The organism is Thermus scotoductus DSM 8553 (assembly GCF_000381045.1).
GTDB lineage: Bacteria > Deinococcota > Deinococci > Deinococcales > Thermaceae > Thermus > Thermus scotoductus.
Genome location: NZ_KB905729.1, coordinates 106,370 through 132,245, shown reverse-complemented (window position 1 = coordinate 132,245; position 25,876 = coordinate 106,370). Strand labels below are relative to the sequence as shown.

Here is a 25,876-nt window from a genome sequence, read left to right as displayed (position 1 = left end):
GATTTATGTGTAAGGGTCCGTGTTTAATAGGGGGGCACACCTTAGCACGAGGAGGTGCCCCGTGGACCAGGATACCTTGCGGATCTTGCTGAGGGAAGCGGTGCGGGAGACAGTAGCCGAGGTTCTGCAGACGGTTCTGGAGCTGGACCGGACAGCCTTCTTGCAGGTGCACGGGGGGCGCAGGAACGGCTACTACCCCCGCAAGCTGGAGACCGCCTTTGGCCAGGTGGACCTGAAGGTCCCTAGGGATCGGGAATCTCGGTATTACCCGGCTTTCCTTAAGCCCTACGTCCGCCGCCTGGTGGACGTGGGGGAAGTGGCGGTAGCCCTTTACGCCGCCGGGGTCAGTCAGCGCAAGGCGGCCGAGATACTGAGCCTGCTCTTAGGCCACCGCTACTCCCACGAGACCCTGAGCGCTCTGACCGACCAAGTCCTGGAGGCGGCAGGAGCCTTCCGCACCCGGCCTTTGCCCGAGGAGATGGCCTTCGTCTACCTGGACGGGCTTTCCCTAAAGGTCTTTAGGGAAGGAGAAGGGATCGTGCGGGAAAGCGTGTATGTGGCCCTGGGCATCGCCCCTGATGGGGAGAGGCGGGTCCTGGGGTTTTGGCTGTTGCCCACGGAGAGCGCCCTGGGATGGGAGGGGGTCCTGGGGGAGCTTTGGCAGCGGGGCCTGCGGCGGGTATTGCTCTTCATCACCGACGGGCTGCCCGGGCTTCCCGAGGCGATCCGCAGGGTCTACCCTCAGGCGGAGTGGCAGCGGTGCGTGGTGCACGGGGTGCGGTGGAGCCTGTCCCAGGTGCGCTCCCGGGACCGGGCCCTGCTGGCGGAGGACCTGAGGCGGGTGTACGGGGCGGAGAGCCGGGAAGAAGCTCTTGGGGCCTTGGAGGAGGTGAAGGCCGCCTGGGGTTCGCGGTACCCGGGGGTGGTGGGGCTTTGGGTACAGGATTCGGGGGCCTTCCTGCGGTTCTACGGGTACCCCAAGGTGCTTTGGCCGTACCTGCGGAGCACCAACCTGATGGAGCGGTTTATCCGGGAAGTGCGGCGGGGGACGAAGGTGCGGGACCACAAGTTTCCCAAGGCGGAGGCGGTATACAAGCTCCTTTACCTGGAGTCAGAGAGGCAGGCTGCTTCGCGAAGCGAACATCTTGCAGGGAGGTGGGCAGAACGGAAACTAAAGGGGTTCTCGGAGGTGAAGGAGGTGCTGGAGAAGATGCTTCAGGAGCGGTATGCCCCCCGTACACAGACTCTTACACATAACTCTTGACACGACCGGGCGATCCCTTACAATGAGGCCAAGGAGGTGGGATTTATGGCCGAAGCGGAGTTCGGCAAGGAGTTGGACAGCCTGAAACGGGATCTGGCGAGCCTCAAGGAGGACCTGGCCAAGCTGGCGGACAGCCTCAAGGCGGAGCTCATGGAGCGCAAGGAGGGGGTAAAGGGGCGGATCAAGGCCGGGGCGGAGGCGGCGGAGGCCAAGGCCAAGGAGCTCTTGGGCCAGCTCCCGGAGAGCCTGAAGCGCCTCGAGGGCGAGCTCAAGGAAAGGCCCCTCCTCACCGGGGCCCTCCTCTTCGCGGCGGGCCTGCTCCTGGGCCGGCTGCTCAAGCGCTAGTGGCCCTTCTCCGCGCCCTTCTCGGCCTTCTCCTGGGCGGGGAGTTCCGCAAGAACCTCCTCGCCCTCCTGGAGGGGGTCCTCTTCCTCCTCCTGTCCTTCAGCCTGGCCCTCGGAGGGGTGGGGTTCCTCTTCGCCGCCTTTTACCTCCTCCTCGCCGCCTACCTCCCCCCTTGGGCGGCGAGCGCCCTCACGGGGCTCGCCGCCTTGGGTCTCGGGGGGGTCCTCTTCGCCCTGGGGCGCCGGCGGTAGGGTCCGATCAGGCCTCCTGCTTCAGCCGCTCCACCACCCTATGGTCCTCGAGGGTAGAGGTATCCCCCTTGATCTCCTTCTCCCCGGCGGCGATCTGCCTTAAGAGACGGCGCATGATCTTGCCGGAGCGAGTCTTGGGCAGAGCCTCGGTGAAGCGCACCTCGTCGGGGCGGGCGATGGGCCCGATCACCTTGGCCACATGGGCCTTGAGCTCGTCCCGCAAGGCCTCGGAGGGAGCATGCCCTTCCTTCAGGGTCACGAAGGCCACGATGGCCTCCCCCTTCAAGGGGTCGGGCCGGCCCACCACCGCCGCCTCGGCCACAGCGGGATGGGAAACCAAAGCGGACTCGATCTCCATGGTGCCAAGCCGGTGGCCAGCCACGTTCAGAACGTCGTCCACCCGGCCCAGGATGAGGTAGTACCCATCCTTATCCCGACGGGCCCCATCCCCGGTAAAGTAGCTGCCCGGGTGCTGGCTGAAGTACTGCTGCAGGAAGCGGTCGGGATCCCCCCAGACGGTGCGGAGCATGCTGGGCCAGGGGCGGGTGATGCATAGGTGCCCCCCCTCGTCCGGGTTCTCCACAGGCCTATGCTCCGAGTCCAGGATCTCGGGCCTTACCCCGAAGAAAGGCTTGCCCGCATGCCCCGGCTTCATGGGATGGACCCCGGGCAGGGTGGTGATCATGATTCCCCCCGTTTCCGTCTGCCACCAGGTGTCCACGATGGGGCACCGTCCCTTGCCGATCACCTGGTAGTACCAGAGCCAGGCCTCGGGGTTGATGGGCTCCCCTACGGTGCCCAAAAGGCGCAAGGAATCCAGCCGGTGCTTCAAGGGCCAACCCTCGCCCCACTTCATGAAGGCCCGGATGGCGGTGGGAGCGGTGTAGAGGATGTTCACCCCGTACTTGTCCACGATCTGCCAGAAGCGGTCGGGCTCGGGCCAGTTGGGGGCCCCCTCGTACATCACCGTGGTGGCCCCGTTCAGAAGGGGCCCGTAGACCACGTAGGAGTGGCCGGTGATCCAGCCCACGTCGGCGGTACACCAGTAGACATCCTCGTCCTTGAGGTCAAAGACCAGCTTGGTGGTGAGGTAGACATAGGTCATGTAGCCGCCCAGGGTGTGGAGAACTCCCTTGGGCTTCCCCGTGGAGCCAGAGGTGTAAAGGATGAAAAGGGGTTCCTCCGCCTCCATGGGTTCCGCCTCGCACCGGTCGGAGGCCGCCTCCATCAGCTCGTGCCACCAGTGGTCCCGGCCCGGGGTCCAGGGCACCTCCTCCCCGGTGCGCCGCACCACCACCACGTGCTCCACGGTGGAGACCTCCTTAAGGGCCTCGTCGGCGTTCTGCTTCAGGGGTACCACCTGGCCCCGGCGGTAACCCCCGTCGGCGGTGATGAGCACCTTGGCCTCGGCATCCCGGATGCGCTCGGCCAAGGCCCCGCTGGAGAAACCACCGAAGACCACGGAGTGGATGGCCCCGATGCGGGTGCAGGCCAGCATGGCGATGGCGGCCTCGGGGATCATGGGCAGGTAGATGGTGACCCGGTCCCCCTTCTTGACGCCCAGGCGCTTCAGGACGTTAGCGAACTTCTGCACCTCCCGCCAGAGGTCGTGGTAGGTCAAGACCCTCTCCTCCCCCGGCTCCCCCTCCCAGACGAGGGCCGCCTTGTTGCGCCGCCAGGTTTGGACATGGCGGTCCAGGGCATTGTAGGACAGGTTGGTCTTGCCCCCCACGAACCACTTGGCATGGGGCAGGTCACCCTCCAGCACCTTCTGCCAGGGTTCGAACCAGTGAAGCTCGGAGGCCACCCGTCCCCAGAAGCCCTCGGGGTCCTTCAGGCTTTCCTCGTACAGGCGCTGGTACTCCTCCTCGCTCTTGATGTGGGCCTTGCTCCGGAACTCCTCGCTGGGGTAGAAGACCCGCTCCTCCTTGAGAACGCCTTCGATCCGGTCCATATACCCTCCCTTGGCCTCTAAGGATAGGCTGGCCCCCGGGCGGGGTCAAGAAAAAGGGGGTTTTTCACCATTTGCCAAACCTCCCTTTTCTTGACAGGTGGGGCCTAGCCTACGGAATATGGACGCAAATGGCCAGGAAGAGGAGCCTCTCCACGGTCCAGGCGGCCCTGCGCATCCTGGCCTACCTGGCCGAGCACCCGGAAGGGGTGGAGGTGAAGGAGGTGGCCCGCCTCCTGGGGAAGAGCCTCTCCACCGCCTATGCGCTTTTGAACAGCCTGGCGGAGGAGGGCTTCGCGGTGAAGACGGAGCGGGGGTACCGCCTGGGCCAGGCCAAGCCCCTCCGGCTGGAAACCACGCCCCTCGAGGAAGCCTTGGAGGAACTCTACCTCCGCACCCGGGAGCGGTGCTACCTGGCCCTTCTGACCCCGGAAGGAATCCGGCTCAAAACCCGGGGGCGCCAGGGCCAGCCCCATCCCCTGGGGGACACCCTGCCGGAGGAGGTCCACGCCCTGGCCCTGGGCAAGGTCCTCCTGGCCTACGGGGCCCTGTCCCTACCCCCCCTTGTCCCCAGAACCCCCTACACCCTGACGGATCCCTTGGCCCTCGAGGCGGAACTCACCCGGGTCCGGGAATCGGGCCTGGCGGCGGAGATGGAGGAGTACGCCCCGGGCCTTTCGGCCCTGGCGGCTCCCCTTTTCGGCCCGGGAGGGGAGCTTCTGGGGGCTTTGGGGGTGGTGGTGCCCACCCGGCGCTTTCCCTTCGCCTTCGGCCGCCTGGCCCGGGCCCTTTCCGAGGTGGCCCAGGTGTCCGCCCACCTGCGCCCTCCCGAGCCCCCCAGCCTGGCCTCTCCCCTGGAGCCAAGCCTCCAGGTGGAGGTGGTGGAACCCCCTTGCGCCCTTAAGGAAAGGGCCAACCTGCGGGACTACCCCGGGGCCTACCAGGCAAGCCTCGAGGATCCCGAAGGCTTTTTCGGCAGCTTCGCCCGGGAGTTCCACTGGGAAACCCCCTGGGAAAGGGTCTACGACCCCGCCACCCACACCTGGTTCAGCGGAGGACGCACCAACGCCGCCTTAAACGCCTTAGACCGCCACCTACCGGAAAGGGCCCAGCAGGTGGCCCTCATCACCCTGGATGGGGATGGGCACCTGGAAAAGTGGACCTACCGGGAACTTTTGGACCTCTCCAGCCGCCTCGCCGGGGTCTTCCAGAACCTGGGGATAAAGCGGGGAGACCGGGTGGCCCTCTACCTGCCCACGGGGCTGGAGGCTGCCTTGAGCCTCCTGGCCTTGGCGCGGATTGGGGCGGTGCACGTGGCCCTGCCCGTGGGCCTGGGGCCCGAGGCCCTTAGGGAGCGCCTCCTGCAAAGCCAGGCCCGGCTTCTCATCGCCGCCGACGGCTACTTCCGCCGGGGGCAGCTCGTCCCCTTGAGGCCGGTGGTGGAGGCGGCCCTAAAGGACCTGGACCTGCCGGTGCTGTGGCACGTGCGGGGAAGCACCGAGTTCCTGGAACGGGCCTCCGAGGGAAGCCCCCTGGAGGCGGTGCCCGTCCCCGCCCACCACCCCCTTTTCCTCCTCCACACCTCAGGCTCCACGGGCATCCCCAAGGGAGTGGTCCACGGCCACGGCGGGTACATGGTGGGGGTAAGCTGGGCCTTCCGCTACCTCTTTGACCTGAAACCGGGAGAGGTCTTCCACACCACCGCCGACCTCTTCTGGGTGGTGGGGCATTCCTTCGGCCTCTACGCCCCGCTCTTCCTGGGGGGCACCAGCCTCCTGGTGGAGGATCGGCCCGACCATCCCAGCCCCGCTGCCTTCTACGAGCGGCTTAGGCGGCTTGGGGTGGACGTGCTCCTCACCTCCCCCACGGTGCTCCGCGCCCTCCGCCGCCACGGGGAGGCCCGGCCCACCTCCTTGCGCCTGGTGGGAAGCGTAGGGGAGGCTTTGGCCCCAGAGGTGTGGCGCTGGACCCGGGAGAACCTGGCCTGGCCCCTGGACAACTGGTGGCAGACGGAACTGGGAGCCCCAGCCCTGGCCACCCCCCTAACCCTCCCCGCCAAGCCGGGCTTCGTGGGGGTACCGCTGCCGGGGGTGGAAGCCCGGGTAGTGGACGCCGAAGGCCGGGTCCTGCCTCCCGGAGCCAAGGGCCACCTGGTGCTCCTCAGGGTGGGGCCCGCCCACATGGTGGACCTCCTTGGGGGGGAAAGTCCCTGGAAGGGAGGACTCTACTGGACGGGGGACCTCGCCACCTGGGACGAGGAAGGCTACTTCCGCATCCTGGGCCGCTCCGAGGAGGTCATCAAGGTGGGGGAGGCCCGGCTCGGCACCGCCGAGGTGGAGGCGGCCGCCCTCACCCACCCCCAGGTGGCGGAGGCAGCCGCCATCGGGATCCCCGGGGAGGAAGGCGAGGAAATCGTGGTCTTTGCGGTCCCCAAGAAGGAGGTACCCGAGGAGCTCAAGGCCCTCCTGGCCGAGAAGATCAAGGCCCACCTCCTGCGGCATCTGGGGCCGGTTCCCCCGCCCCGGATCGTCTTCGTGGAACGCCTGCCCCGTACCCGAAGCGGCAAGATCCTTAGGCGGCTTCTAAAGGCAGAACTCCTGGGCGTAGACCCTGGGGATGTCTCGGCATTGGAGGAGGAGTATGGCGGTGCAAAAGCTTCTTAAGGCGGAAGAGCGGCTTTGGGCCCCGGAGGAGGTGCGCCTTAGGGCGAATCTCCAGAATTTCCCTGAAGAGTACCGGCGAAGCCTCGAGGACCCCGAGGGCTTCTGGGGCGAATGGGCCCGGAGGTTCTACTGGGAGAAGCCCTTTGAAAAGGTGCTGGAGTGGAACCTTCCCGAGCACCGCTGGTTCTTGGGAGGCACCACCAACGCCGTCTACAACGCCCTGGAACGCAATGTGGAAAGGGGTCTCAGGAACAAGGTGGCCCTCCTCTACCTCTCCGAGGACGGCCGGGAGGAAAAGCTCACCTACGGGGAGCTCTTGGACCGGGTGCGCCGCCTGGCCACGGGGCTTAGGCGCCTTGGGGTAGAGAAGGGGGACCGAGTGGTCATCTATATGCCCTTAACCCTCGAGGGCATCCTGGCCATGCTGGCCACCGCCTACCTGGGGGCCATCCACAGCGTGGTCTACGCCGGGCTTGGGGTGAGCGCCCTGCGGGAACGCATCCTGGACGCCGGGGCCAAGCTCCTCATCGCCGGGGATGTGAGCTACCGGAGGGGAAAGGGAGTAGACCTCCGCTCCATCGTGGAGGAGGCCATCAAGGACCTGCCCCTAAAGGTGGTCTGGTTCCAGCGGGCCTTCCAGGCGGAGCTTCCCGAGGGGCATTACGACTTCCAGGAAATCCTCTGGGGAAGCCCACCGGAGGCGCGGGCAGAGATGGTGGACGCCGAGCACCCCCTCTTCATCCTCTACACCTCCGGCTCCACGGGAAAGCCCAAAGGCGTGGTCCACGTCCACGGGGGGTACATGGTGGGCACCACCTACCACCTGCGCACCTTCTTTGACGTGAAGGACGACGACGTCTTCTGGACCACCAGCGACATCGGCTGGATCGTGGGCCACTCCTACATCGTCTACGCCCCCCTCCTGGAGGGGGTCACCAGCCTCCTCCGGGAAGGAGCCCCCGACTACCCCGACCCCGGGGCCTTCTGGCAGGTGGTGGAGCGCTACCGGGTAAACGTGATGTTCACCGCCCCCACCGCGGTGCGCCTTTTCATGAAGTTCGGCCCCGAGTGGCCTGCCCGATACGACCTTTCCTCCCTGCGCCTCATCGCCGTGGCCGGGGAACCCTTAAACCCTGAGGCCCTGCGCTGGGCTTACCAGCACCTGGTGGATGGGGGCCAGCGGGGGTTTGTGGCCGACAACTGGTGGCAGACGGAGCTGGGCGGGCCCACCCTGGGCACCCCCCTGGTCCTCCCGGCCAAACCTGGCTTCGCCGGGGTGGCCCTGCCGGGGGTGGAGGCCGAGGTGGTGAACGAGGAAGGAAAACCAGTTCCCCCAGGGCAAGGGGGGCTTCTGGTCCTGAAGCGCCCCTTCCCCCACATGATGCGCACCGTCTGGGGCAACCACGACCGCTACCTCCAGTACTGGCGGGAGGTGCCGGGGAACGTATACGCTTCCGGAGATATTGCCAGCAAGGATGAGGAGGGCTATTTTAGCGTCCTGGGCCGGGCGGACGACGTCCTGAACGTGGCGGGCCACCGCATCGGTACCGCCGACGTGGAAAGCGCCCTGGTTTCCCACCCCGCCGTGGCCGAGGCGGCGGTCATAGGGGTACCCGATCCCCTTAAGGGGGAGGCCATCAAGGCCTTTGTGGTGCTTCGGCTAGGCCAGACTCCCTCGGAGGAGCTTAAGGAAAGCCTCATCGCCCACGTGCGCCGGGAGCTGGGTCCCATCGCCACCCCTTCCGAGATCGTCTTCCTGGACAAGCTTCCCAAGACCCGCTCGGGCAAGATCCTGCGCCGCCTCCTCAAGGCCCAGGAGCTGGGCAAGGACCCGGGGGATCTCTCCACCCTCGAGGAGTAGCCCCACCTTACCTTCGGGGCTGGGAACACCCCAGCCCCCCTTTCCTCACCGAGAAAACCCCCCCTTTTGCGCATACCCGCAAAGTTTAGGTTTCTTGACACGTTCCTCACTCTTCCCTAAGATTGCCCCTAACCGCGAGGGAGGAAGGCAATAGAGCGCCAAGAGCGCTTCCCTAGCGGGGGAGGGAGTTATGAGCAACCTGGAAGGATACTGGAAGGCCAACACATCCCTTATACGAAACCTGCTTATCGTTTGGGCCCTGGTTTCGTACGTCCTTGGCATCCTCCTGGCGGAACCCCTAAACGCCATCCGTTTAGGGGCGCTTCCCTTGGGATTCTGGTTCGCCCAGCAGGGAAGCATCTACGTCTTTGTCATCTTGATTTTCTACTACGCCTGGAAGATGGACCAGTTGGATCGCCAGTACGGCGTACACGAATAGGAGGAAGGCTATGAGCGTGGAAGCTTGGACCTACCTGATTGTGGGTATCACCTTTGCCATATACATCTACATCGGCTACGCCAGCCGGGTTAGGGAAACCGCAGGGTTCTACGTGGCAGGGCGAGGGGTACCCGCTATCGCCAACGGTGCTGCCACCGCCGCCGACTGGATGTCTGCCGCCAGCTTCATCTCCATGGCGGGACTTATCTCTTTCATGGGGTATGACGGTGCCGTCTACCTCATGGGCTGGACGGGCGGTTATGTGCTCCTGGCTTTGCTCCTGGCCCCATACCTGCGCAAATACGGCAAGTACACGGTACCCGACTTCATCGGCGATCGTTACTACTCCCATACCGCCCGGGCTGTGGCTGCCATCGCCACCATCTTCATCTCCCTCATCTACGTGGCCGGGCAGATGCGGGGTGTGGGCATCGTGTTCAGCCGCTTCCTGCAGGTGGACATCGCCACCGGGGTCATCATCGGCGTGGCGGTGGTGGCCTTCTTTGCGGTGCTGGGCGGCATGAAGGGAATCACCTGGACCCAGGTGGCCCAGTACACGGTCCTGATCATCGCCTACCTGATCCCGGCCATCGCCATCGCCAACGTCCTCACCGGCAACCCCATTCCCCAGCTGGCCTTCACCTTCAGCGACCTGGTGAGCCGCCTGAACCAGATCCAGGTGGACCTGGGCTTCACCGAGTACACCAAGCCCTTCCAGGGCAAGCCCATGATCGACATCCTGGCCATCACCCTGGCCCTGATGGTGGGTACGGCCGGGCTTCCCCACGTGATCATCCGCTTCTACACCGTGCCCGACGTCCGCTCCGCCCGCTACTCCGCTGGTTGGGCCTTGCTCTTCATCGCCCTCCTCTACACCACGGCCCCGGCGCTTGCCGCCTTCGCCCGCTACAACCTCATCAGCACCCTGCACGGCAAGACCCTGGAGGAAGTGCGCCAGATCGACTGGGTGGCCAAGTGGGAGAAGACCAAGCTGCTGGCCTTCGTGGATAAGGATGGGGACGGGAAGATCACCGTAGCCCCGGGCCGGGCCTTCGCCTTAAAGGGCGGTAAGCCGGACTTCAACACCCCCGACGAGAAGAGCAAGAACGAGGTTCACATCGATAACGACATCATCGTGCTCTCCACGCCGGAGGTGGCCAAGCTGGCCCCGTGGGTCATCGCCTTGGTGGCAGCGGGCGGTCTGGCAGCCGCCCTCTCCACGGCTGCGGGCCTGCTTTTGGCCATGTCCAGCGCCATTTCCCACGACATCTACTACCGCATCTTCCGGCCCAACGCCACGGAGGCCCAGCGCCTTTTGGCAGGCCGCATCGTCATCCTCCTAGCGGTGATCCTATCAGGGTACTTCGGCATCAACCCCCCGGGGTTTGTGGCCCAGGTGGTGGCCTTCGCTTTCGGTCTGGCGGCGGCGAGCCTCTTCCCCGCCATCCTGCTGGGCATCTTTGACAAGCGGATGAACCGGGAGGGGGCCATCGCCGGCATCCTGGTGGGCCTCATCTTCACCGCGGTCATGATCGGGATGATGCGGGCACCCCAGATCTTCGGGGCCCCGGCCCCGGTGATCCCGAACCTCTTCGGCATCAGCGCCGAAGGGGTGGGCGTCATCGGGATGATCCTGAACTTCGTGGTGGCCTACGTGGTTTCCCGGGCCACGCCCCCACCCCCTGAGCACATCCAGCACCTGGTGGAGGATATCCGCATCCCCAAAGGCGCAGGGCAGGCTGCGGAGCACTAGACCACGAGGGGGGCTTCTGCCCCCCTTAAACTATCCTCATGCTCCATTACCTGCGGTTTTACCTGGGAAGCCTGGTGGTGTTCTTCGGCTTCTACCTCACGGGCCACTACCTCCTGGGCCTTCCCTTCCCCACCCCGGTTACCCTGCTCCAGATCGCCCTGGGAGCCGGTGTCGGGGTGGGGCTTGGGATCCTTTACCACCGCATCTGGCCCTTACCCGAGCCGGGGATAGGCCGGGTGATCCGCCTGGTGGTGCTTCTCCCCCCGGCCTTCATGCTGGGCATTGGCCTTCTGATCCTCCTGCAGGCCCAGGTGGCCCTTCACCTCCTGGTTCCCCTCCTGGCCTGGCTGACCCCGGAGTATGGATCCCAGAACCCTTCCACCCCTAAACGCCCTTCCCGAGGCTGAACGGGAAGCCCTGCTGAAGGAAGCCCGGGCGGAAGAACATCCCCCTGGCACCTTTCTCCTGGACCAGGGGGGCGAGCCCGCGCAGGCCCTGTACCTGCTCCTGGAGGGAAGCGTGGCCCTGGTGGACGGGGAAGAGGAGGTGGGGACCCTCGAGGCGGGGGAGTTTTTCGGCTTCCCCTCCCTCCTCTCCGGGGAGCCTCCTTCCCTAAGCGTGGTGGCCAAAACGCCGGTTAAGGTCCTGGCCTTTCCCAAGGAGGCCTTCCAAAGGCTTCTGGCCTATCCAGATGTAGCCCGCTTTTTCGGCCAGGGCCTGGTGGAACGGGTCCGGCTCAGGCTGGCCCCAGCCCCCTCCCTCTTCTCGCCGGTGGGCCAGCTGGTACGCCGCCCGCCCGCCTTTATCCCGCCTTCCGCCACCGTGGAGGAAGCGGCCAGGAGGATGCGCCAGGAAGGCATCTCCAGCCTCCTGGTGGAAGGCGAACCCCCGGGCATCCTCACCGACCGCGACCTGAGGAACCGGGTCCTGGCCGAGGGCCGCCCCCCTTCCACCCCCGTGGGGGAGGTGATGACTTCTCCCCTCTTCTCCCTCCCAGCGGAAACCCCCGTCTACGAAGCCCTGGCCGCCATGGTGGAGCGGGGAATCCACCACCTGCCCCTCACGGAAGGGGAACGGGTGGTGGGGGTGGTCACCCACACCGACCTCCTCCTGAACCAGGCGCAAAGCCCCCTCCTCCTCCTGAGGCGGATCGAAAGGCTGGAGCTGGAGCGGTATAGCCTCGAGGTGGCCTCCCTGGTGGAAGGCCTCTTCCAGAGGGGCTTGGGCGGGGTGGAGATCGGCCGGGTGGTGGCCTCCCTCAACGACGCCCTCATCCGCCGCCTGGTGCGGGAGGCGGAAGCCGCCTTGGGCCCCCCTCCCGTGGCCTACGCCTTTTTGGTCTTCGGCTCGGAGGGAAGGCGGGAGCAGGCCCTCCTTACAGATCAGGACAACGCCTTGGTGCTGGAAAGTGACGGCCATGAGGCCTACTTCCAGGCCCTGGCGGAGCACGTGGTGGGGGGGCTGATCCGGGCCGGGATCCCCGAGTGCAAGGGAGGGTACATGGCCACCCGCTGGCGCAAGACCCTGCCGGAATGGCAGGAAACCTTCCGCCGCTGGATGGAGGCCCCCGAACCCCAGGCCCTCCTGGAAACCCAGATCTTCTTTGACCTGCGCAAGGCGGCGGGGAGCCTTTCCCTAAAGCCCCTGGAGGAAACCATCCTGGAGGGAAGCCGGAAGGGGGTCTTCCTTTACCACCTGGCCCAGGCCAGCCTGGAGTTCCGCCCTCCCTTGGGCCTTTTTGGAAGGGTGCGCACAGAGGAGGGCTTTGTGGATCTCAAGCGCCACGCCCTCGCCCCCATCGTGGCCCTGGCCCGGCTTTACGCCCTCATGGCGGGGAGCCTGGCCAAGGGCACGGTGGAAAGGCTCAAGGCAGCGGCGGAAGGAGGCACCCTAAGCCAAGAGGGAGCGGAGCGCCTCGAGGAGGCCTTCCGCTTCTTCTTCGCCCTGCGCCTAAAACACCAGCTTGCCGCCCTGCGCCAGGGGAAGGGGGTGGACAACCGGGTGCTTTGGTCTGCCCTAGGTACCACGGAGAAACGGCGGGCCCTCGAGGGCTTCCGTGCCATCGCCGAACTCCAGGAAAGTACCGCAAGAAGCTTCCAGTTGCGATGAAGGAAAGAGCGCTGGCCCTCTTCTTTTTAGCTTGGGTCCTCTTTACCCCTCCCTTCGATCTCCTCCCCCTAGGGGAAAAGGGGCCTTGGGGGCTTCCCCTTTTATACCTTTACCTCTTCCTGGCCTGGGGCTTGGTGATCCTCCTCGCCTACTTTCTTTACCGCAAGCCATGAGCACCCTCTGGGTTCTCCTCATCCTTTTCCTCTACCTGGCCTCCTTGTTCCTGGTGGCCCTATGGGGAGAGGGCCGGGGTAGAACCCTAGCCCAAAGCGCCCACGCCTACGCCTTTTCCCTGGCCGTCTACGCTACAGCTTGGACCTTTTTCGGCAGCGTGGGCCGAGCGGCTACCGAGGGCATGGGCTTCCTCTCCATCTACCTGGGCCCCACCCTGGCCCTCCTCCTCTGGCCCTTTTTACATGGAAGGCTACTGGAACTCGCCCGCACCCACCGCCTCACCTCCTGGGCCGACTTCCTTTTCCTGCGCTATGGCCCTGGCCCCTTAGGCTCCTTGGTGGCTGGCTTCCTGGTGGTAGGTCTATTGCCCTACCTGGCCCTTCAGCTCAAGGCCATCGCCCAAGGCTTTCTCTTCTTGAGCGGGGGAAGAGCCCCCCTGGTGGACGTGGCCCTCCCCACCGCCTTGCTCTTGGCCCTTTTTGCCATCCTTTTTGGTACCCGGCACCTGGACCCTTCGGAAAAGCACCCAGGGCTAGTGCTGGCGGTGGCCTTTGAATCCGGGGTCAAGCTCCTCGCCTTCCTCCTCGTGGGGGGGGTGGTGCTTTGGCAACTGGGAAACCCCTTCCCTCAAGCCCAGGAGGACCCCAGATTGCGGCCCCTCCTCCTACCCCATGAAGGGCTTTCCGGCCATCTGGCCTGGGTGAGCCTGGTCCTCCTTTCCGGCTTGGCCTTTCTCTTTCTGCCCCGGCAGTTTCACGTGAGCGTAGTGGAAAACGCCAACCCCCATCACCTGCGCCTGGCCGCCTGGCTCTTTCCCCTCTACCTCCTCCTCATCAACCTGCCGGTGGTCCCCCTGGCCCTTTGGGGACGCCTTCTTCTACCCCAGGAAAACCCTGATCTTTACGTGCTGGCCTTGCCCTTGGAGTTCGTAAGTCCGGCGCTCGCCCTTTTGGCCTTCCTGGGGGGGGTTTCCGCCGCCACCGCTATGGTCATCGTGGAAAGCCTGGCCCTTTCCATCCTCATCTCCAACCACCTCCTTTCCCCCTTGCTTCTGCGCCGGAAGGCTTTGGGAAGCCTCTTGGTGGGGCGGCGGATTTCCATTTTGCTGGTTATGCTCCTGGCCTACCTTTACTTCCGGCTGGCGGGAGAGGCCTACGCTTTGGTGGCCATGGGCCTCATCTCCTTCGTGGCCGTGGCCCAGCTGGCCCCGGCAAGCCTCTTGGGCCTCTTTTGGAGGGGAGCCACCCCCCAGGGAGCCCTGGCCGGCCTCCTTGGGGGCATGCTGGTTTGGGCCTATACCCTTTTTTTACCCGCCCTGGCCCGTTCCGGTTGGCTTCCCCCCAGTTTTTTGGAAGGTCCCCACCCCCTTCTCCACCCGGAGGGACTTCTGGGGATCCAGGGGCTGGACCCGGTCACCCACGGCTTTCTGGCAAGCCTGGGGGTCAACCTGGCCCTGGCGGTGGGGGTATCCCTCTTTACCCGTAAAGGGCGCATCCCGGTGGGCCGGACGGGCGAGCTTACGGAGCTTACCGCCTTGGTGGAACGGGTCTTAGGTCCCGAGGTGGGAAAGGCGTTCCGGGAAGAGGCCCTGGGCCTAACAGGCCCCCAGGCGGTGGCTTTGGCAGAGTCTTGGCTCTCCGCTTCCCTAGGACCCGCCACCGCCAGGCTTCTCCTCCTTTCCGCCACCCGGGAGGCCCCGGAAGCCCCCCCACCTCCCCTGGAGACCCTGCTGGAGGAAGCGGCCCGGGAGTCGCGGGAGGTGCGGGCCTACGCCCGGGCCTTGGAGGAGGCCAAAAGGGAGCTTTCCGAAGCCTACGAGCGCCTAAAAGCCCTGGACCAGGCCAAGGACGAGATCCTGGCCGCGGTTTCCCACGAGCTCAAAACCCCCCTCACCGCGGTCCGGGCTTTGGCGGAGATCCTCGAGGCCAACCCCGACCTAGAGGAGGAGGAAAGGCGCCGCTTCACCGCCCTTTTGGCCAAGGAGGCCGCCAGGCTTTCCCGCCTGGTGGAAGAGGTCCTGGCCTATACCCGATTGCAAGCGGGGGTACCTTTGGCCCGTAGCCCCACGGACCTAAAGGCCCTGGCGGAGGAGGCCTTGGCCCTGGTGGAACCCCTGGCCCGCGAAAAGGGGATTGCAATGGAATGCCAACTGGCGGGGGTCCAGGCCCTCACCGATCGGGACCGGGTGCTCCAGGTGCTCCTAAACCTACTGCACAACGCTTTGCGCCACGCGCGAAGCCGGGTGCGCCTCGAGCTCACCACGACGGGCCCCGAAGCCCTTTTCCGCATCCAGGACGACGGACCTGGGGTACCCGAGGAAGCCCGGGCCCTGGTGTTTGAACCCTTCCAGAGCTTCTCCGGTGGCACGGGCCTGGGGCTTTTCCTGGCACGCAGGCTTGTGGAAGGCCTTGGAGGGCGGATATGGCTGGAAGAGGGGGAAGGGGCGGTGTTCGCCTTTACCCTGCCCTTGGAGGTGAAGGATGAGAATCCTGGTGGTGGACGATGAGGAAAGCATCCTGGTTCCCCTGGAATTCCTGCTAAGGAAGGCAGGGCACGAAGTGGTCCTGGCCCGCACGGGGGAGGAGGCCTGGGAATCCCTGAGCCAAGGGGCCTTTGACCTTTTGGTGCTGGACCTCATGCTTCCGGGCATGGATGGCTTCGCCGTTTTGGAGCGGGCCAAGGCCCTGCCCCAAAGGCCCAAGGTCCTGGTCCTCACCGCCCGGGGGCGGGAGGCGGACCGGGCTAAGGCCCTGGCCCTCGGGGCCGAGGCCTTCATGGCCAAGCCCTTCGCCACCCAGGACCTCCTGGCCCAGGTGGAAAGGCTGGCGGGGAGATGAAGGAGGTCTTTCGCTTCTTGGGCGCCCTCCTCCTGGGCCTCCTTCTGGTGGGGGGTACGGCGATCCTGGGCTTACTTCTCCTGCTCCAAGGAGAGGAAACCTTAGCCCGGGAACTTCTCCGGCTGGTTCAAACCAAGGTTCCTGCCCTCCTTTTCGTCGGGTCTCTCTTCGCTCTGGTGCTTGGGGCCCTCCTATATCCGGTGTTTTTAGGTTACTTGGCAGTAACCCGTGCCCTTGGGCAGGAAGCAGGGGTAATCCTCAGCAACCCGGGCCACCGCCTCCGCCCTAGGGGCCCCTTGGAACTCCAGACCCTAGCCCGCCTCATCAACCGCTTGGCCCAGGAGAAGGAGGCCCTGGAAAGAGAGGTGGCAGCCCGGATCGCCGAAGCCAAGACCCTCCTGGAAGAGGAGCGGAAGAGGCTTTCGGCCCTCATCGCCCACCTACCCCAGGGGGTGGTTCTGGCCAACCCTAGGGGCCAGGTCCTCCTCTACAACCTTGCCGCCCGGGAGCTTCTGGGGGAAGGCCTGGGGGTGGGCAAGAGCCTTCTGGGCCTTTTGGACCGGGGGTTATGGGTCCATGCCCTGAACCTTCCGAAGGCGCGCTTCCTCACCCAAGGACCCAGGGGGGCCCTGTGGCTTCAGGTGGTGCCCTTGGAGGGAGAGAAGGGGCATCTGGTCCTCCTGGAAGGAGCCAAGGAGGAAGGAGCCCTGGATGGAAGGCTCCTCCACCGCCTGCGGGACAAGCTGGCCGGGCTCAAAGCCCTGGTGGAGGTCCTGGGCCTGGAGGTGCAAAGCCCCCACCTCCAATCCCTCCTGCGCACCGCCAGGGCCACGGCGGAAGAACTCAGCCAGCTCATCGCCTCCTGGAAGCCCAAAGCCCAGGCGGCGGAGGTGCTGGCGGAGGACCTCCTTTCCCTCCTGGCGCAAACCCTGGAGCGGGAAGTGGGGATTACCCCGGGCTTCTCCCTGGAGGAGGAGGCCAAGGGTCTTCTCGTCCTGGCCGATACCTATGTCCTGGCCAGGGGCTTGGCGGAGGCTCTCCAAGAGGTGGAGGAAGCTTTTTTGGAAGGAAGGCGGGAGGATGGTTTCCTCCACCTTACCCTGACCCTCCAAGAAGGCCGGGGCATCCGGCTCCCCCCTCTTCTGGAGGAGGCAGCCGGACGCTCGGGGGGAAGCGCCTGGGGCGAGGCTTCCCGCCTTCACCTCCTTCTCCCCGCACGGGAGGCCCCCCGTCTTCCCACCCAGGAGGGCCCCCCTCCCCGGGCCGTGGTCTTTGACCTCACCCTCCTCCAGGTCCCGGAGGCCCTGGAAGAAGCCCCCTTGGAAAGCCTCCTCTACACCGCCTTTGACCTGGAAACCACGGGCCTGGACCCGGAAAAAGATGCCATCATCGCCCTAGGAGGGGTGCACGTCCTGGGGCAAAGGGTGCTCCGCCAAGAGGCCTTTGAGGCCCTGGTGGACCCAGGCCGGCCCATCCCCAAGGTCTCCAGCGAGGTGCATGGGCTGACCTGGGAGATGCTTAAGGGAAAGCCCCGCCTGGAAGAAGTCCTTCCCGCCTTCCGCGCCTTTTTGGAGGATAGCGTCCTCCTGGCCCATAACGGAGCCTTTGACATGGCCTTTCTGCGGCGGGTGGGTATCCACCAACCCCCCTTGGTGGATACCCTCCTCCTCTCCCACCTCCTCTTCCCCGACCTCAAGGACCACCGTCTAGAGGCTTTGGCGGAGCGGTTTGGGGTACCGGTGGTCGGGCGGCATACCGCCTTGGGGGACGCCCTCATGACCGCCGAGGTCTTCGCCCGCATGGTCCCCCTCCTCAAGGAGAAGGGCTACCGCACCCTGGGAGAGGTGCTTAGGGCCTGCGCCCAGCTTCCCTTGGCCAAGCTAACGTATTAGCCCCTTTTGAGGGCCCTAAGGCCAATGTCCTTTCGGTACTGGGCCCCGGGGAACCTCACCCGGGGGATAAAGGCATAGGCGCGCTCCAAGGCCTCCTTCAGGTCCTGGCCCAGACCCACCACGTTCAGCACCCTGCCCCCCTGGCTCCAAAGCACCCCACCCTCGAGGCGGGTCCCCGCATGGAAAACCAGGACCCCCTCCGGAGGCTCGGGTACGTGCAGGGGAATGCCCTTCCTGGGGTTTTCCGGGTAGCCCGGGGCCGCAAGGACCACGCAGGCCGAGGCCCCCTCCCTCCAGGAGAGCTCCGCCCCCTTAAGCCGCCCCTCCGCCACCCTCAGAGCCAGCTCCACCAGATCGCTTTGCAAAAGGGGCAAAAGGGCCTGGGCCTCGGGGTCGCCGAAACGGGCGTTGAACTCCAACACCTTGGGGCCTTCCCGGGTAAGCATCAGCCCCGCATAGACCACCCCCCGGTAGACCACGCCTTCAGCCCTTAGACCCTGGATCAAGGGCTTTAGGATCTCCTCCTCCACCCGCCTGAAGATGGCGGCGTCCATGGGATAAGGGGCCACCGCCCCCATTCCCCCGGTCATGGGACCCTGGTCCCCATCCAGAAGGCGCTTGTGGTCCTGGGAAGGGAGGAGGGGTAGGATGGTCTCCCCATCGGTTAAGGCCAGGACCGTGGCCTCCTCCCCTTCCAGGTACTCCTCCATGACCACCTCGCCGCCCTCGGGCCCCGAGAGGAGGTTGGACACCGCCTGCTTGGCGGTATGGAGGTCAAAGGCCACCGTCACCCCCTTGCCCGCCGCCAGCCCGGAGTCCTTGATGACGATGGGCACCCCCACCTCCTCCAGGTACTCCAGGGCCAGGATAGGATCCTGGAAAACCCTATAGCGGGCCGTGGGGATCCCGTACCGCTCCATAAGCCCCTTGGCAAAGGCCTTGGAACCCTCAATCATGGCCGCCTTCTGGGTGGGGCCAAAGATGAGGAGCCCCCTTTTTTGGAAGGCATCGGCAATCCCCTCCACCAGGGGGGCTTCAGGGCCCACCAGGGTAAGGTCTATCCCCTCGCCCAGGGCCCAGTCCGCCAAGGCCTCCACATCCCCATTCCAAGGCACCAGTTCCGCCAAAGGGGCCATCCCGGCATTGCCGGGAGCGGCATAGAGCCTATCCACCAAGGGGCTTTGCGCCGCCTTCCAAAGGAGGGCATGCTCCCGCCCCCCAGAACCCACCACCAGCACCTTCATGGGGAAGATTCTACCCGCCTTAAGACCTCCTCGGCCTTTAGGCGAACCTCCTCGGGGAGTTCCGAAAGCTCCTGGCGCAGGGCGGGATGGCCCCCCTCCACCGCCGCCAGGAGGTGGGCGGTAAGGAAGGCCCCCCGGGCCCACTCCCCCCCTTGGCCCATAAAGGCGGCCGGCACCAGGCCCCCCAGGCCCCAGACGGAAAGCAGGACCGCGGCCCGGAGATAAAGGGGCTTCTCCCTGGGACTGAGCCCCTGGAAGCGGGGCCAAGCCTCCCCAAGAAGGGCCTTCAGGCCCTCCCCCGGGGGGAAGGCCATTCCCGAAAGCACCAGGCGCACCGCCCTGGGGTAAAGGCGGTGCTCCAGGAAAAGCACCCGCCTTTCCAGGGTTTCCGGGGTATCCCCGGGCAGAACGGGCACCCGCCCCTGGAGGACGATGGGCCCGGTGTCCATCCCCTGGTCCACGAAGTGCACCGTGGAGCCCGTTTCCCTTTCCCCCGCCTCCAAGACCCTCCGGTGCACGTGTAGCCCCGGGTAGTCCGGGAGGAGGGAAGGGTGGATGTTCAAAAGGCGCCCGTACCAGGGTTCCACAAAACCCGGGGAGAGGAGGCGCATGAAGCCAGCCAGGAGCACCAGGTCCACACCCCTGGCCCGCAACAGGTCCAGGGCCTCCCTTTCAAACGCCTTCCGCCCCCGCCAGGGGATGGCCACCGCCTCCACCCCCCGCCTCGAGGCCCGCTTCAAAGCGTAGGCCTCCGGGTTGTCGGAGAGGACCAGCACCACCTCCCCCCAGGGGTTTTGGGGGGAAAAAGCCTCCAGGAGGGCCTCCAGGTTGGTACCCCGGCCCGAGGCCATAACCGCCATCCGCGCGGGACGGCCCAAGGGAAACGGGCTCAGCATAGGCCTATCCCAAGGCCTCGGGGTGGTGCTTCTGCCAGTAGCGCACCAGACCTTGCAGGTTCATGTAGGGGGGGTCGGCCAGGGCGTAGAGCTGGGCAAGACCCCCCTCCACCCCCGCCTCCTCCAACCCCCTCCGCCAGTAGGCCTCAAAGCGCTCGGTCATCTCCTCCAGGGAAAGCCCCTCCTTAAGCCGGTGCAGGACCCAGCCCGCCCACTCCTCTAAAACCCCTCGCAAGGCCAGGAGGTGGGCCTCCACGTCCCGGTAAGGACCGAAGTGGGTGAGGTAGAGGACCTCGGGCCTGAGGGCCAGAATGCGGTCCAAGGAGGCGTACCAGCTTTCCAGGTGGATGTCCGGGGGTGGGGTGGGCGGCAGGACCGGGCCCTGGCCAATCCTTACCCCGGCGATGTCCCCGGCGAAGAGGAGGCCATCCACCAGGTAAGCATGGTGGTGGGAGGCGTGGCCCAGGGTTTCCAGGGCTTGGACCCTAAGCCCCCCGAGGTCCACCACCTCCCCGTCCTCCAGGACCCGCACCCGCTCCTGGGGAATCCCCTTAAGCTCCCCCCAGAGGGGTTTCAGCATCGCCCCGTAGATGCGCTCGGCGGAGGCCAGAAGCCTCGATGGATCCACCAGGTGCGGGGCCCCTCGGGGATGCACGTACACCGTGGCCCCAAGCTCCGCAAACCGCCAGGCAGCCCCGGCGTGGTCCAGGTGGATGTGGGTCACGAAGACATGGCGGACCTCCTTTGGGTGCACTCCCTCCTGCTTCAAGGCCGCCTCGAGTCGGGCATAGGTACTCTCCGGCCCCGTTTCGATCAGAACCGGCCCCTCCCGGGACTGGAGGAGGAAGCTGGCGATGACCTTCTCCACCCCCTGAAACTGGAGGTCCAAGACCTTCACCATGGGCGCTCCTCCTTAGGGCCGATCCGGGTGTGCAGGGTGCCGATGCCCTCAATGGCCACCTCCAGCCTGTCCCCCGGCTCTAAGGCCCCCACGCCCTCCGGGGTGCCGGTGAGGACCACATCCAAGGGCTCCAGGGTCATGAAGCTGGAGATGTAGGAGAGGATCTCGGCCACGCTGAAGATCATGGCGGAGGTGTGCCCCTCCTGGCGAAGCTGGTCGTTCACGTAGGTGCGCACCCAGGCGTTCTGCGGGTCCAGATCGGTTTCAATCCAGGGGCCTAGGGGCAGAAACTTGTCGGCGCTCTTGGCCCGCACCCACTGGAGGTCCTGTTTCTGGGCATCCCGGGCGGTGATGTCCACGGCAATGGTATAACCCAGGACGTGGTCTAGGGCCTTCTCAGGAGGCACGTTTCGCATGCGGTCCCCGATCACCACGGCCAGCTCCCCTTCGTAATGGAGCTCCTGGGTGAAGAAGGGGTAGGGCACCGCATCCCCCGTGTTCCAGGGATCCCGCGGGTTGCCGGGGTGGGCCAGGGTGTTGGGGGCCTTCAGGAACAGGCCCGGCTCCTTGGGCAGGTCCTGGCCGAAATCGTGGCCCATCTCCCGGATGTGCTCCCGGTAGTTTCTCCCCACGCACACAATCTTGCTGGGCGTGGCCGGGACCAGAAGGCGGACCGCAGCCAGGTCGTAACGCTTCCCCGTGGGGTTGCCCCCAGGGCCATCGGTCTCCAGGACAAGCTCGCCTTCCAGTATTCCCCAACGCCCCCCGTTAAACCGGAGAATCTTCATGCCCTAAAGCTACCATCTTCCCGAGAGGATTTGCAGACCCCTCAGGGCCACCACCAGGGCCACCAGCAAGGCCGCAAGCCGCCCCTCGGCGGGGGCCAGGAGCAAAAGCGCCAGGTAGCCGAAGATGGCCCCGAAGGGTATGGGATAAATACCCTTACGCTGCTTCCTCCAGTAAAGGAGGTGGTAGACCCCCGCCACCCCCAGGCCCAAAAGCGCCGCCCCCAGGGTTTCCCTGGGAAGCCAGGCCAGGAAGTAGCCCAGGGAGGGAGCAATCCCACCCCCGCCCCGGAAGCGGAAGAACAGGGGCCAGTTGTGCCCCGCCACCACCGCCGCCGCGGCCCACACCCGCCACTCTGAAGGGACGAGGAGAAGGGCCAAGGCTCCCTTGCCCAGGTCCCACAGCACCACCCAGAGGGCAGCCCAAGAACCCTTGCGGCGGAAAACCCCCGAGCCCCCCGGAAGATCTTTGGCCCGCACCTCGGGGAAGAAGAGGAGCCCCCCCACCAGGGAACCCAGGAGGTACGCCAGAAGCACGTAGGCCATGCCCCCATTCTTGCAAAAACCTTTTCCTTGCCCTATGCTGGTTATGGAAGTTTCCATGAAGCGCTTCCACCAGGAACAGGGAACCAGACTATGAGCAAGAAGAAACCCACCATCCTCGAGGTGGCCGCCCGGGCCGGGGTGGGCCTGGGCACGGTGAGCCGGGTGCTCAACAACCACAAGGCGGTGCGCCCGGAAACCCGGGCCCGGGTGCTGAAGGCCATGGAGGAACTGGGCTACACCCCGAACCCCCATGCCCGGCGCATCGCGGGAGGAAGAAGCTACACGGTCTCCGTCCTCCTTCCCTTCGTGGCCACGGAGTTTTACCGAAGGCTGGTGGAGGGGATCGAAGGCGTCCTCCTGGAAAAGCGCTACGACCTGGCCCTCTTCCCCATTCTCTCCCAGGCCCGGCTCAGGCGGTATTTGGAAAGCTCCACTCTGGCCTTCCTCACCGACGGCCTCATCCTCGCCTCCTACGACCTCAGCGAGCACTTTGAGGGAGGGAGGCTTCCCACCGACCGCCCCGTGGTATTGGTGGACGCCAAGAACCCCCGGTACGACTCCGTTTACCTGGACAACTTCCTGGGGGGTCACCTGGCCGGGGAGTACCTGGCGCGCTTCCCCGGCCCCATCTTCGCCGTGAAGGTGGAGGAGGAACCCGACCGGGCCTTCCGCCACACGGTCTTCGCCGAACGCCTGGCTGGATTCCAGGAGGCCTTAAAGGAGGCGGGGCGTCCCTTCCCCGAAGGCCACCTCTACACCACCCGGCTTTCCCAGGAAGGGGGGAGGTTGGCCCTCCGGCACTTCCTGGAAAGGGCCTCGCCCCCCCTCAACGTCTTCGCCGGTGCCGACCAGGTAGCCCTGGGGATCTTAGAGGAAGCGGAAAGGCTGGGGCTCACCTTGGGCAAGGAGGTAAGGGTCCTGGGCTTTGACGGGCATCCCTTCACCGAGGAGGTGGGGCTTTCCACCATCGCCCAGCCGGTGGAGGCCATGGGCGCCCGGGCGGCGCAACTTCTCCTGGAGAGGATGCAGGGCTATGCGGGCCCTCCCCGGGCCGTGCGCTTTGAACCCCTCCTGATCGAACGGGCCTCCACCCGCACCTCTCCTGCAGTTCCCTACCTGCCTTAGAATCTCCCCATGCGCCCGGAAGCCCTGGTTTACCCTTTGCGCTGGCTCATGCTTCTCCCCGTGGTGGGGATGCTCCTCGGGGCCCTCTACTTCGCCTGGCATGCCCTCGAGGAAACCCTCCTTGCGGTGCAAAAACCCTTGGACGAAGCCCTTCCCGTCCTGGTGGGCGCCGTGGACCTGGCCCTTTTAAGCGCCGTTTTCCTCATCTTCAGCCTGGGCCTTTTTGAGCTTTTCATCCGCAAGCTGGAGCTTCCCTTGGAAAACGCCCTCACGGTGGAAAGCCTGGCGGACCTCAAGGGCAAGCTGGGCCAGGTGATCGTCATGATCCTGGTGGTGAAGTTCTTTGAAAGGGCCTCGGCCTTCAAGCCCCAGACCTCCTTGGACTTCCTCCTCTTCGCCGGCGGGGTGGCCCTTCTGGCCTCCGCCCTTTGGCTGGCCAAGGCCAAGGACTGAGGGAGTTGCTGGTCTACCTGGACCAAAACCACGCCAGCCGCATGGCCGAGCATCGCCTGGGCCAGCGGGGGCACGAGGCCTTCGGCGAGCTCTACCTGGCCCTAAGGGGCAAGGCCTTAGCCCCCCCAAGCCCCTTTCACGTGCTGGAAACCCTTTACCCCATCCAGGGTCCCGAGGAAAAGGCAGGCTACCTGCTACCTGCCTTGCAAGACCTCTTCTCCGAGCTTTCCCAGGGGTACTGGGTGCGCCCCTGGCAGGAGGTGGCCGTGCGCCAGGAGCGGGGGCTTTCCCGGGAGGACTTCCTCTGGCGGGGGGGAAGCTGGGAGTCCCCCGCCGACCTCTCCTCCTCACCGATCGCTACCTGCGAGGCCTTTTGCCGGGGAAAAGCGTGGGGGGGAGGCGAAGGGGAGTCATGGCCCTAGTCCAAAGGTTCCGGGAAGGGGTAGACTCCTCCTCGTGAAGGGCATCCGGGACCCCAAGCTCTGGCCCATCGCCGAGAAGGTGGAGGCCGGCGAACGCCTCACCTTCGCCGAGGGGCTAATCCTCTACGAGACCCAGGACCTGCCAGGCCTCATGCGCCTGGCCAACCGGGTGCGGGAGAAAAAGCACGGGCACAAGACCTACTTTGTCCACTCCATCCGCGTTTCCCAGACCAACATCTGCTACGTGGGCTGCACCTTCTGCGCCTTCCAGAGAAAGTTCGGGGAGGAGGGGGCCTGGGATTGGGATGTGGAGGAGGTGGTGGCCTGGGTGAGGGAGCGGTACCAGCCCGGCCTCACGGAGATCCACATGACGGCGGGCCACCACCCCAAAAGGCCCTTTTCCTACTACCTGGACCTGGTGCGGGCCCTAAAAGCGAGCTTCCCCGGGGTCCAGGTGAAGGCCTGGACGGCAGCGGAGATCCACCACTTCTCCAAGATCGCCCGCCTCCCCTACAAGGAGGTGCTCCAGGCCCTTAAGGAAGCGGGGCTGGACGCCATGCCGGGGGGCGGGGCGGAGATCTTCGCCGAAAGGGTGCGCAAGGAGATCGCCCGGGCCAAGGTTTCCGCCGAGGGTTGGCTTTTGATCCACCGGACCGCCCACGAACTCGGCATCCCCACCAACGCCACCATGCTCTACGGGCACATAGAAACCCTCGAGGAGCGCCTGGACCACATGGACCGCCTGCGGCAGCTCCAGGACGAAACGGGGGGGTTCATGAGCTTCATCCCCTTGGCCTTCCAACCCGACGGGAACCATCTGGCCCAAAGGCTAGGGAAACGGGAGTTCACCACCGGCCTGGACGACCTCCGCAACCTGGCGGTGGCCCGGCTCTACCTGGACAACATCCCCCACATCAAGGGCTACTGGGCCACCCTGACCCCGGAGCTGGCCCAGGTTTCCCTGGACTGGGGGGTGACGGATATCGACGGCACCTTGATTGAAGAGCGCATCGTGCACATGGCGGGAAGCCCCACCCCCAAGGGGCTATCCAAGAAGGAGCTTGCGGGCATCATCCGCAAGGCGGGCCGCATCCCCGTGGAGCGGGATGCCCTTTACCGGGAGATCCGGATCTGGGACGCCGTGGAGGCCTGATGGCCTACGCCCTGGGGGTTCCCCCCTACGCCAACACCGCCCCCCTCTACCAGTTTCTGGAGCCCGATGGCTGGCGGCTTTGCTATGGGGTTCCCGCAGAGCTCAACCGGATGGTGCTCTCGGGAGAGGTGGGGCTTTCCCTGGTTTCCAGCTACTTTTACCTGGAGCACCAGGAGGAGCTAGGGCTTCTCCCCGACTTTTCCGTGGCCGTCCTGGGACGGGTGTACTCGGTTAACTTGTTTCTTAAGGGGAAGCCCGCGGACCTGAAGCGCATTGCCCTCACCACGGAAAGCGCCACCAGCGTGGAGCTCCTAAAGCTCCTCCTTGGGGAACAGGGGGTTTTTCCCCAGTACGAGGCCAAGGAAGGGGGACTGGAGCTCCTTAAGGAGTACGACGGGGTCCTCCTCATCGGCGACAAAGCCATCCAGGCCTACGCCAGCCTCCTAGACCATCTCCCTGAGACCCCCCATGCCCTTCCCACCCGCTTTGGGGAGGTAGAGGTGGTGGACCTCTCCATGCTCTGGTTTGAACGCACCCGGCTGCCCTTCGTCTTCGCCGTCTGGGCCTACCGCAGGGAAAACCCTCCTCCCTTAAAGTTGGTGCAAGCCCTGAGAAAGGCCCGGCGCCAGGGGCTTAGCCGGCTGGGAGAAGTAGCGGAAGCCGAGGCCAAGCGGCTTGGAATCCACCCTGTGCTCATGGAGCACTACCTTTGGAACTTCCGCTACCACCTGGAGGAGCCCGACCGCCTGGGGCTAAAGGCTTTCGCCGACGCTTTGGGCCTTCCCTTTGCCCCTACATACTATCCCGCATAG

23 protein-coding genes and 1 pseudogene are annotated in these 25,876 nt (G+C 65.6%); 18 read left to right on the top strand and 6 right to left on the bottom strand.

Annotation, left to right across the window (positions count from 1 at the left end):
* Positions 1-19: 19 nt before the first annotated feature.
* From F604_RS0100725 to F604_RS0100715, 3 genes are read left to right on the top strand one after another with little or no spacing between them, the layout of a single operon-like run.
* Positions 20-1,264, top strand: a complete 1,245-nt coding sequence (locus tag F604_RS0100725; RefSeq protein ID WP_038044405.1) for an IS256 family transposase — start codon at positions 20-22, stop codon at positions 1,262-1,264.
* Positions 1,265-1,309: 45 nt separating this feature from the next.
* Positions 1,310-1,609, top strand: coding sequence for a hypothetical protein (locus tag F604_RS0100720; RefSeq protein WP_019549998.1), 300 nt, complete (start codon positions 1,310-1,312; stop codon positions 1,607-1,609).
* Positions 1,609-1,860, top strand: a complete 252-nt coding sequence (locus tag F604_RS0100715; protein WP_008631349.1) for a hypothetical protein — start codon at positions 1,609-1,611, stop codon at positions 1,858-1,860. Before F604_RS0100720 ends, F604_RS0100715 begins: the two co-directional genes overlap by 1 nt.
* Before the next feature lie 7 nt (positions 1,861-1,867).
* On the opposite strand, the gene acs is transcribed toward F604_RS0100715, so the two are convergent.
* On the bottom strand, positions 1,868-3,814 hold the full coding sequence (gene acs / locus F604_RS0100710; RefSeq protein ID WP_019549997.1) for an acetate--CoA ligase: 1,947 nt from the start codon (positions 3,812-3,814) through the stop codon (positions 1,868-1,870).
* A gap of 128 nt (positions 3,815-3,942) precedes the next feature.
* On the opposite strand from acs, the gene F604_RS0100705 reads away from it, so the two are divergent.
* The 10 genes from F604_RS0100705 (at position 3,943) to F604_RS0100660 (ending at position 17,539) form a co-directional block, all read left to right on the top strand.
* A complete protein-coding gene (locus tag F604_RS0100705) occupies positions 3,943-6,474 on the top strand; it encodes an AMP-binding protein (protein ID WP_019549996.1) in 2,532 nt (843 codons plus the stop codon).
* Positions 6,452-8,335, top strand: coding sequence for an acetate--CoA ligase (locus tag F604_RS0100700; protein ID WP_019549995.1), 1,884 nt, complete (start codon positions 6,452-6,454; stop codon positions 8,333-8,335). Before F604_RS0100705 ends, F604_RS0100700 begins: the two co-directional genes overlap by 23 nt.
* Before the next feature lie 190 nt (positions 8,336-8,525).
* Entirely contained in the window at positions 8,526-8,774 is a 249-nt protein-coding gene (locus F604_RS0100695) for a DUF4212 domain-containing protein (protein ID WP_019549994.1), read from the top strand.
* Positions 8,775-8,784: 10 nt separating this feature from the next.
* Complete coding sequence (locus F604_RS0100690; protein ID WP_019549993.1) at positions 8,785-10,527, top strand: sodium:solute symporter family protein; 1,743 nt, start codon at positions 8,785-8,787, stop codon at positions 10,525-10,527.
* A 38-nt stretch (positions 10,528-10,565) separates the two neighbouring features.
* Positions 10,566-10,934 carry a hypothetical protein gene (locus F604_RS0100685; protein WP_019549992.1) on the top strand — a complete coding sequence of 123 codons (369 nt, stop codon included), beginning with the start codon at positions 10,566-10,568 and terminating at the stop codon, positions 10,932-10,934.
* Positions 10,888-12,636, top strand: a complete 1,749-nt coding sequence (locus tag F604_RS0100680) for a DUF294 nucleotidyltransferase-like domain-containing protein (protein WP_019549991.1) — start codon at positions 10,888-10,890, stop codon at positions 12,634-12,636. Before F604_RS0100685 ends, F604_RS0100680 begins: the two co-directional genes overlap by 47 nt.
* Positions 12,633-12,809: a hypothetical protein gene (locus F604_RS12995; RefSeq protein WP_019549990.1), complete on the top strand. Its 177-nt coding sequence runs from the start codon at positions 12,633-12,635 to the stop codon at positions 12,807-12,809. Before F604_RS0100680 ends, F604_RS12995 begins: the two co-directional genes overlap by 4 nt.
* Positions 12,806-15,316 carry a sensor histidine kinase gene (locus tag F604_RS0100670; protein WP_019549989.1) on the top strand — a complete coding sequence of 837 codons (2,511 nt, stop codon included), beginning with the start codon at positions 12,806-12,808 and terminating at the stop codon, positions 15,314-15,316. Before F604_RS12995 ends, F604_RS0100670 begins: the two co-directional genes overlap by 4 nt.
* Positions 15,291-15,647, top strand: a complete 357-nt coding sequence (locus tag F604_RS0100665; protein WP_019549988.1) for a response regulator transcription factor — start codon at positions 15,291-15,293, stop codon at positions 15,645-15,647. The genes F604_RS0100670 and F604_RS0100665 overlap by 26 nt, the downstream gene beginning before the upstream one ends.
* Entirely contained in the window at positions 15,644-17,539 is a 1,896-nt protein-coding gene (locus F604_RS0100660; protein WP_019549987.1) for a 3'-5' exonuclease, read from the top strand. Before F604_RS0100665 ends, F604_RS0100660 begins: the two co-directional genes overlap by 4 nt.
* Here the strand turns inward: F604_RS0100660 and purD are convergent.
* Genes purD through F604_RS0100635 form a run of 5 tightly spaced genes read right to left on the bottom strand, consistent with a single transcriptional unit; the run spans position 17,536 to position 21,911 of the window.
* Complete coding sequence (gene purD, locus F604_RS0100655) at positions 17,536-18,783, bottom strand: phosphoribosylamine--glycine ligase (RefSeq protein WP_019549986.1); 1,248 nt, start codon at positions 18,781-18,783, stop codon at positions 17,536-17,538. The genes F604_RS0100660 and purD overlap by 4 nt on opposite strands.
* Entirely contained in the window at positions 18,780-19,679 is a 900-nt protein-coding gene (gene purN / locus F604_RS0100650) for a phosphoribosylglycinamide formyltransferase (protein ID WP_019549985.1), read from the bottom strand. The genes purD and purN overlap by 4 nt, the downstream gene beginning before the upstream one ends.
* Before the next feature lie 4 nt (positions 19,680-19,683).
* The gene (locus F604_RS0100645; RefSeq protein WP_019549984.1) at positions 19,684-20,580 is read right to left on the bottom strand and encodes an MBL fold metallo-hydrolase; all 897 of its coding nucleotides are present in this window, start codon (positions 20,578-20,580) and stop codon (positions 19,684-19,686) included.
* On the bottom strand, positions 20,574-21,368 hold the full coding sequence (locus F604_RS0100640) for a fumarylacetoacetate hydrolase family protein (protein WP_019549983.1): 795 nt from the start codon (positions 21,366-21,368) through the stop codon (positions 20,574-20,576). Before F604_RS0100640 ends, F604_RS0100645 begins: the two co-directional genes overlap by 7 nt.
* Before the next feature lie 9 nt (positions 21,369-21,377).
* The gene (locus F604_RS0100635) at positions 21,378-21,911 is read right to left on the bottom strand and encodes a glycerol-3-phosphate acyltransferase (RefSeq protein ID WP_026328887.1); all 534 of its coding nucleotides are present in this window, start codon (positions 21,909-21,911) and stop codon (positions 21,378-21,380) included.
* Between the two features lie 90 nt (positions 21,912-22,001).
* Here F604_RS0100635 and F604_RS0100630 point away from each other — a divergent pair, with 90 nt between their 5' ends.
* From F604_RS0100630 to F604_RS0100610, 5 genes and pseudogenes are all read left to right on the top strand, one after another.
* The gene (locus F604_RS0100630) at positions 22,002-23,036 is read left to right on the top strand and encodes a substrate-binding domain-containing protein (RefSeq protein WP_019549981.1); all 1,035 of its coding nucleotides are present in this window, start codon (positions 22,002-22,004) and stop codon (positions 23,034-23,036) included.
* Between the two features lie 9 nt (positions 23,037-23,045).
* Positions 23,046-23,489: a YqhA family protein gene (locus tag F604_RS0100625; protein WP_019549980.1), complete on the top strand. Its 444-nt coding sequence runs from the start codon at positions 23,046-23,048 to the stop codon at positions 23,487-23,489.
* A gap of 5 nt (positions 23,490-23,494) precedes the next feature.
* A pseudogene (locus F604_RS11730) lies at positions 23,495-23,884 on the top strand (hypothetical protein); the annotation flags it as partial.
* A 61-nt stretch (positions 23,885-23,945) separates the two neighbouring features.
* Positions 23,946-25,064, top strand: coding sequence for an aminofutalosine synthase MqnE (gene mqnE, locus F604_RS0100615; protein WP_019549979.1), 1,119 nt, complete (start codon positions 23,946-23,948; stop codon positions 25,062-25,064).
* On the top strand, positions 25,064-25,876 hold the full coding sequence (locus F604_RS0100610) for a menaquinone biosynthetic enzyme MqnA/MqnD family protein (RefSeq protein WP_019549978.1): 813 nt from the start codon (positions 25,064-25,066) through the stop codon (positions 25,874-25,876). Before mqnE ends, F604_RS0100610 begins: the two co-directional genes overlap by 1 nt.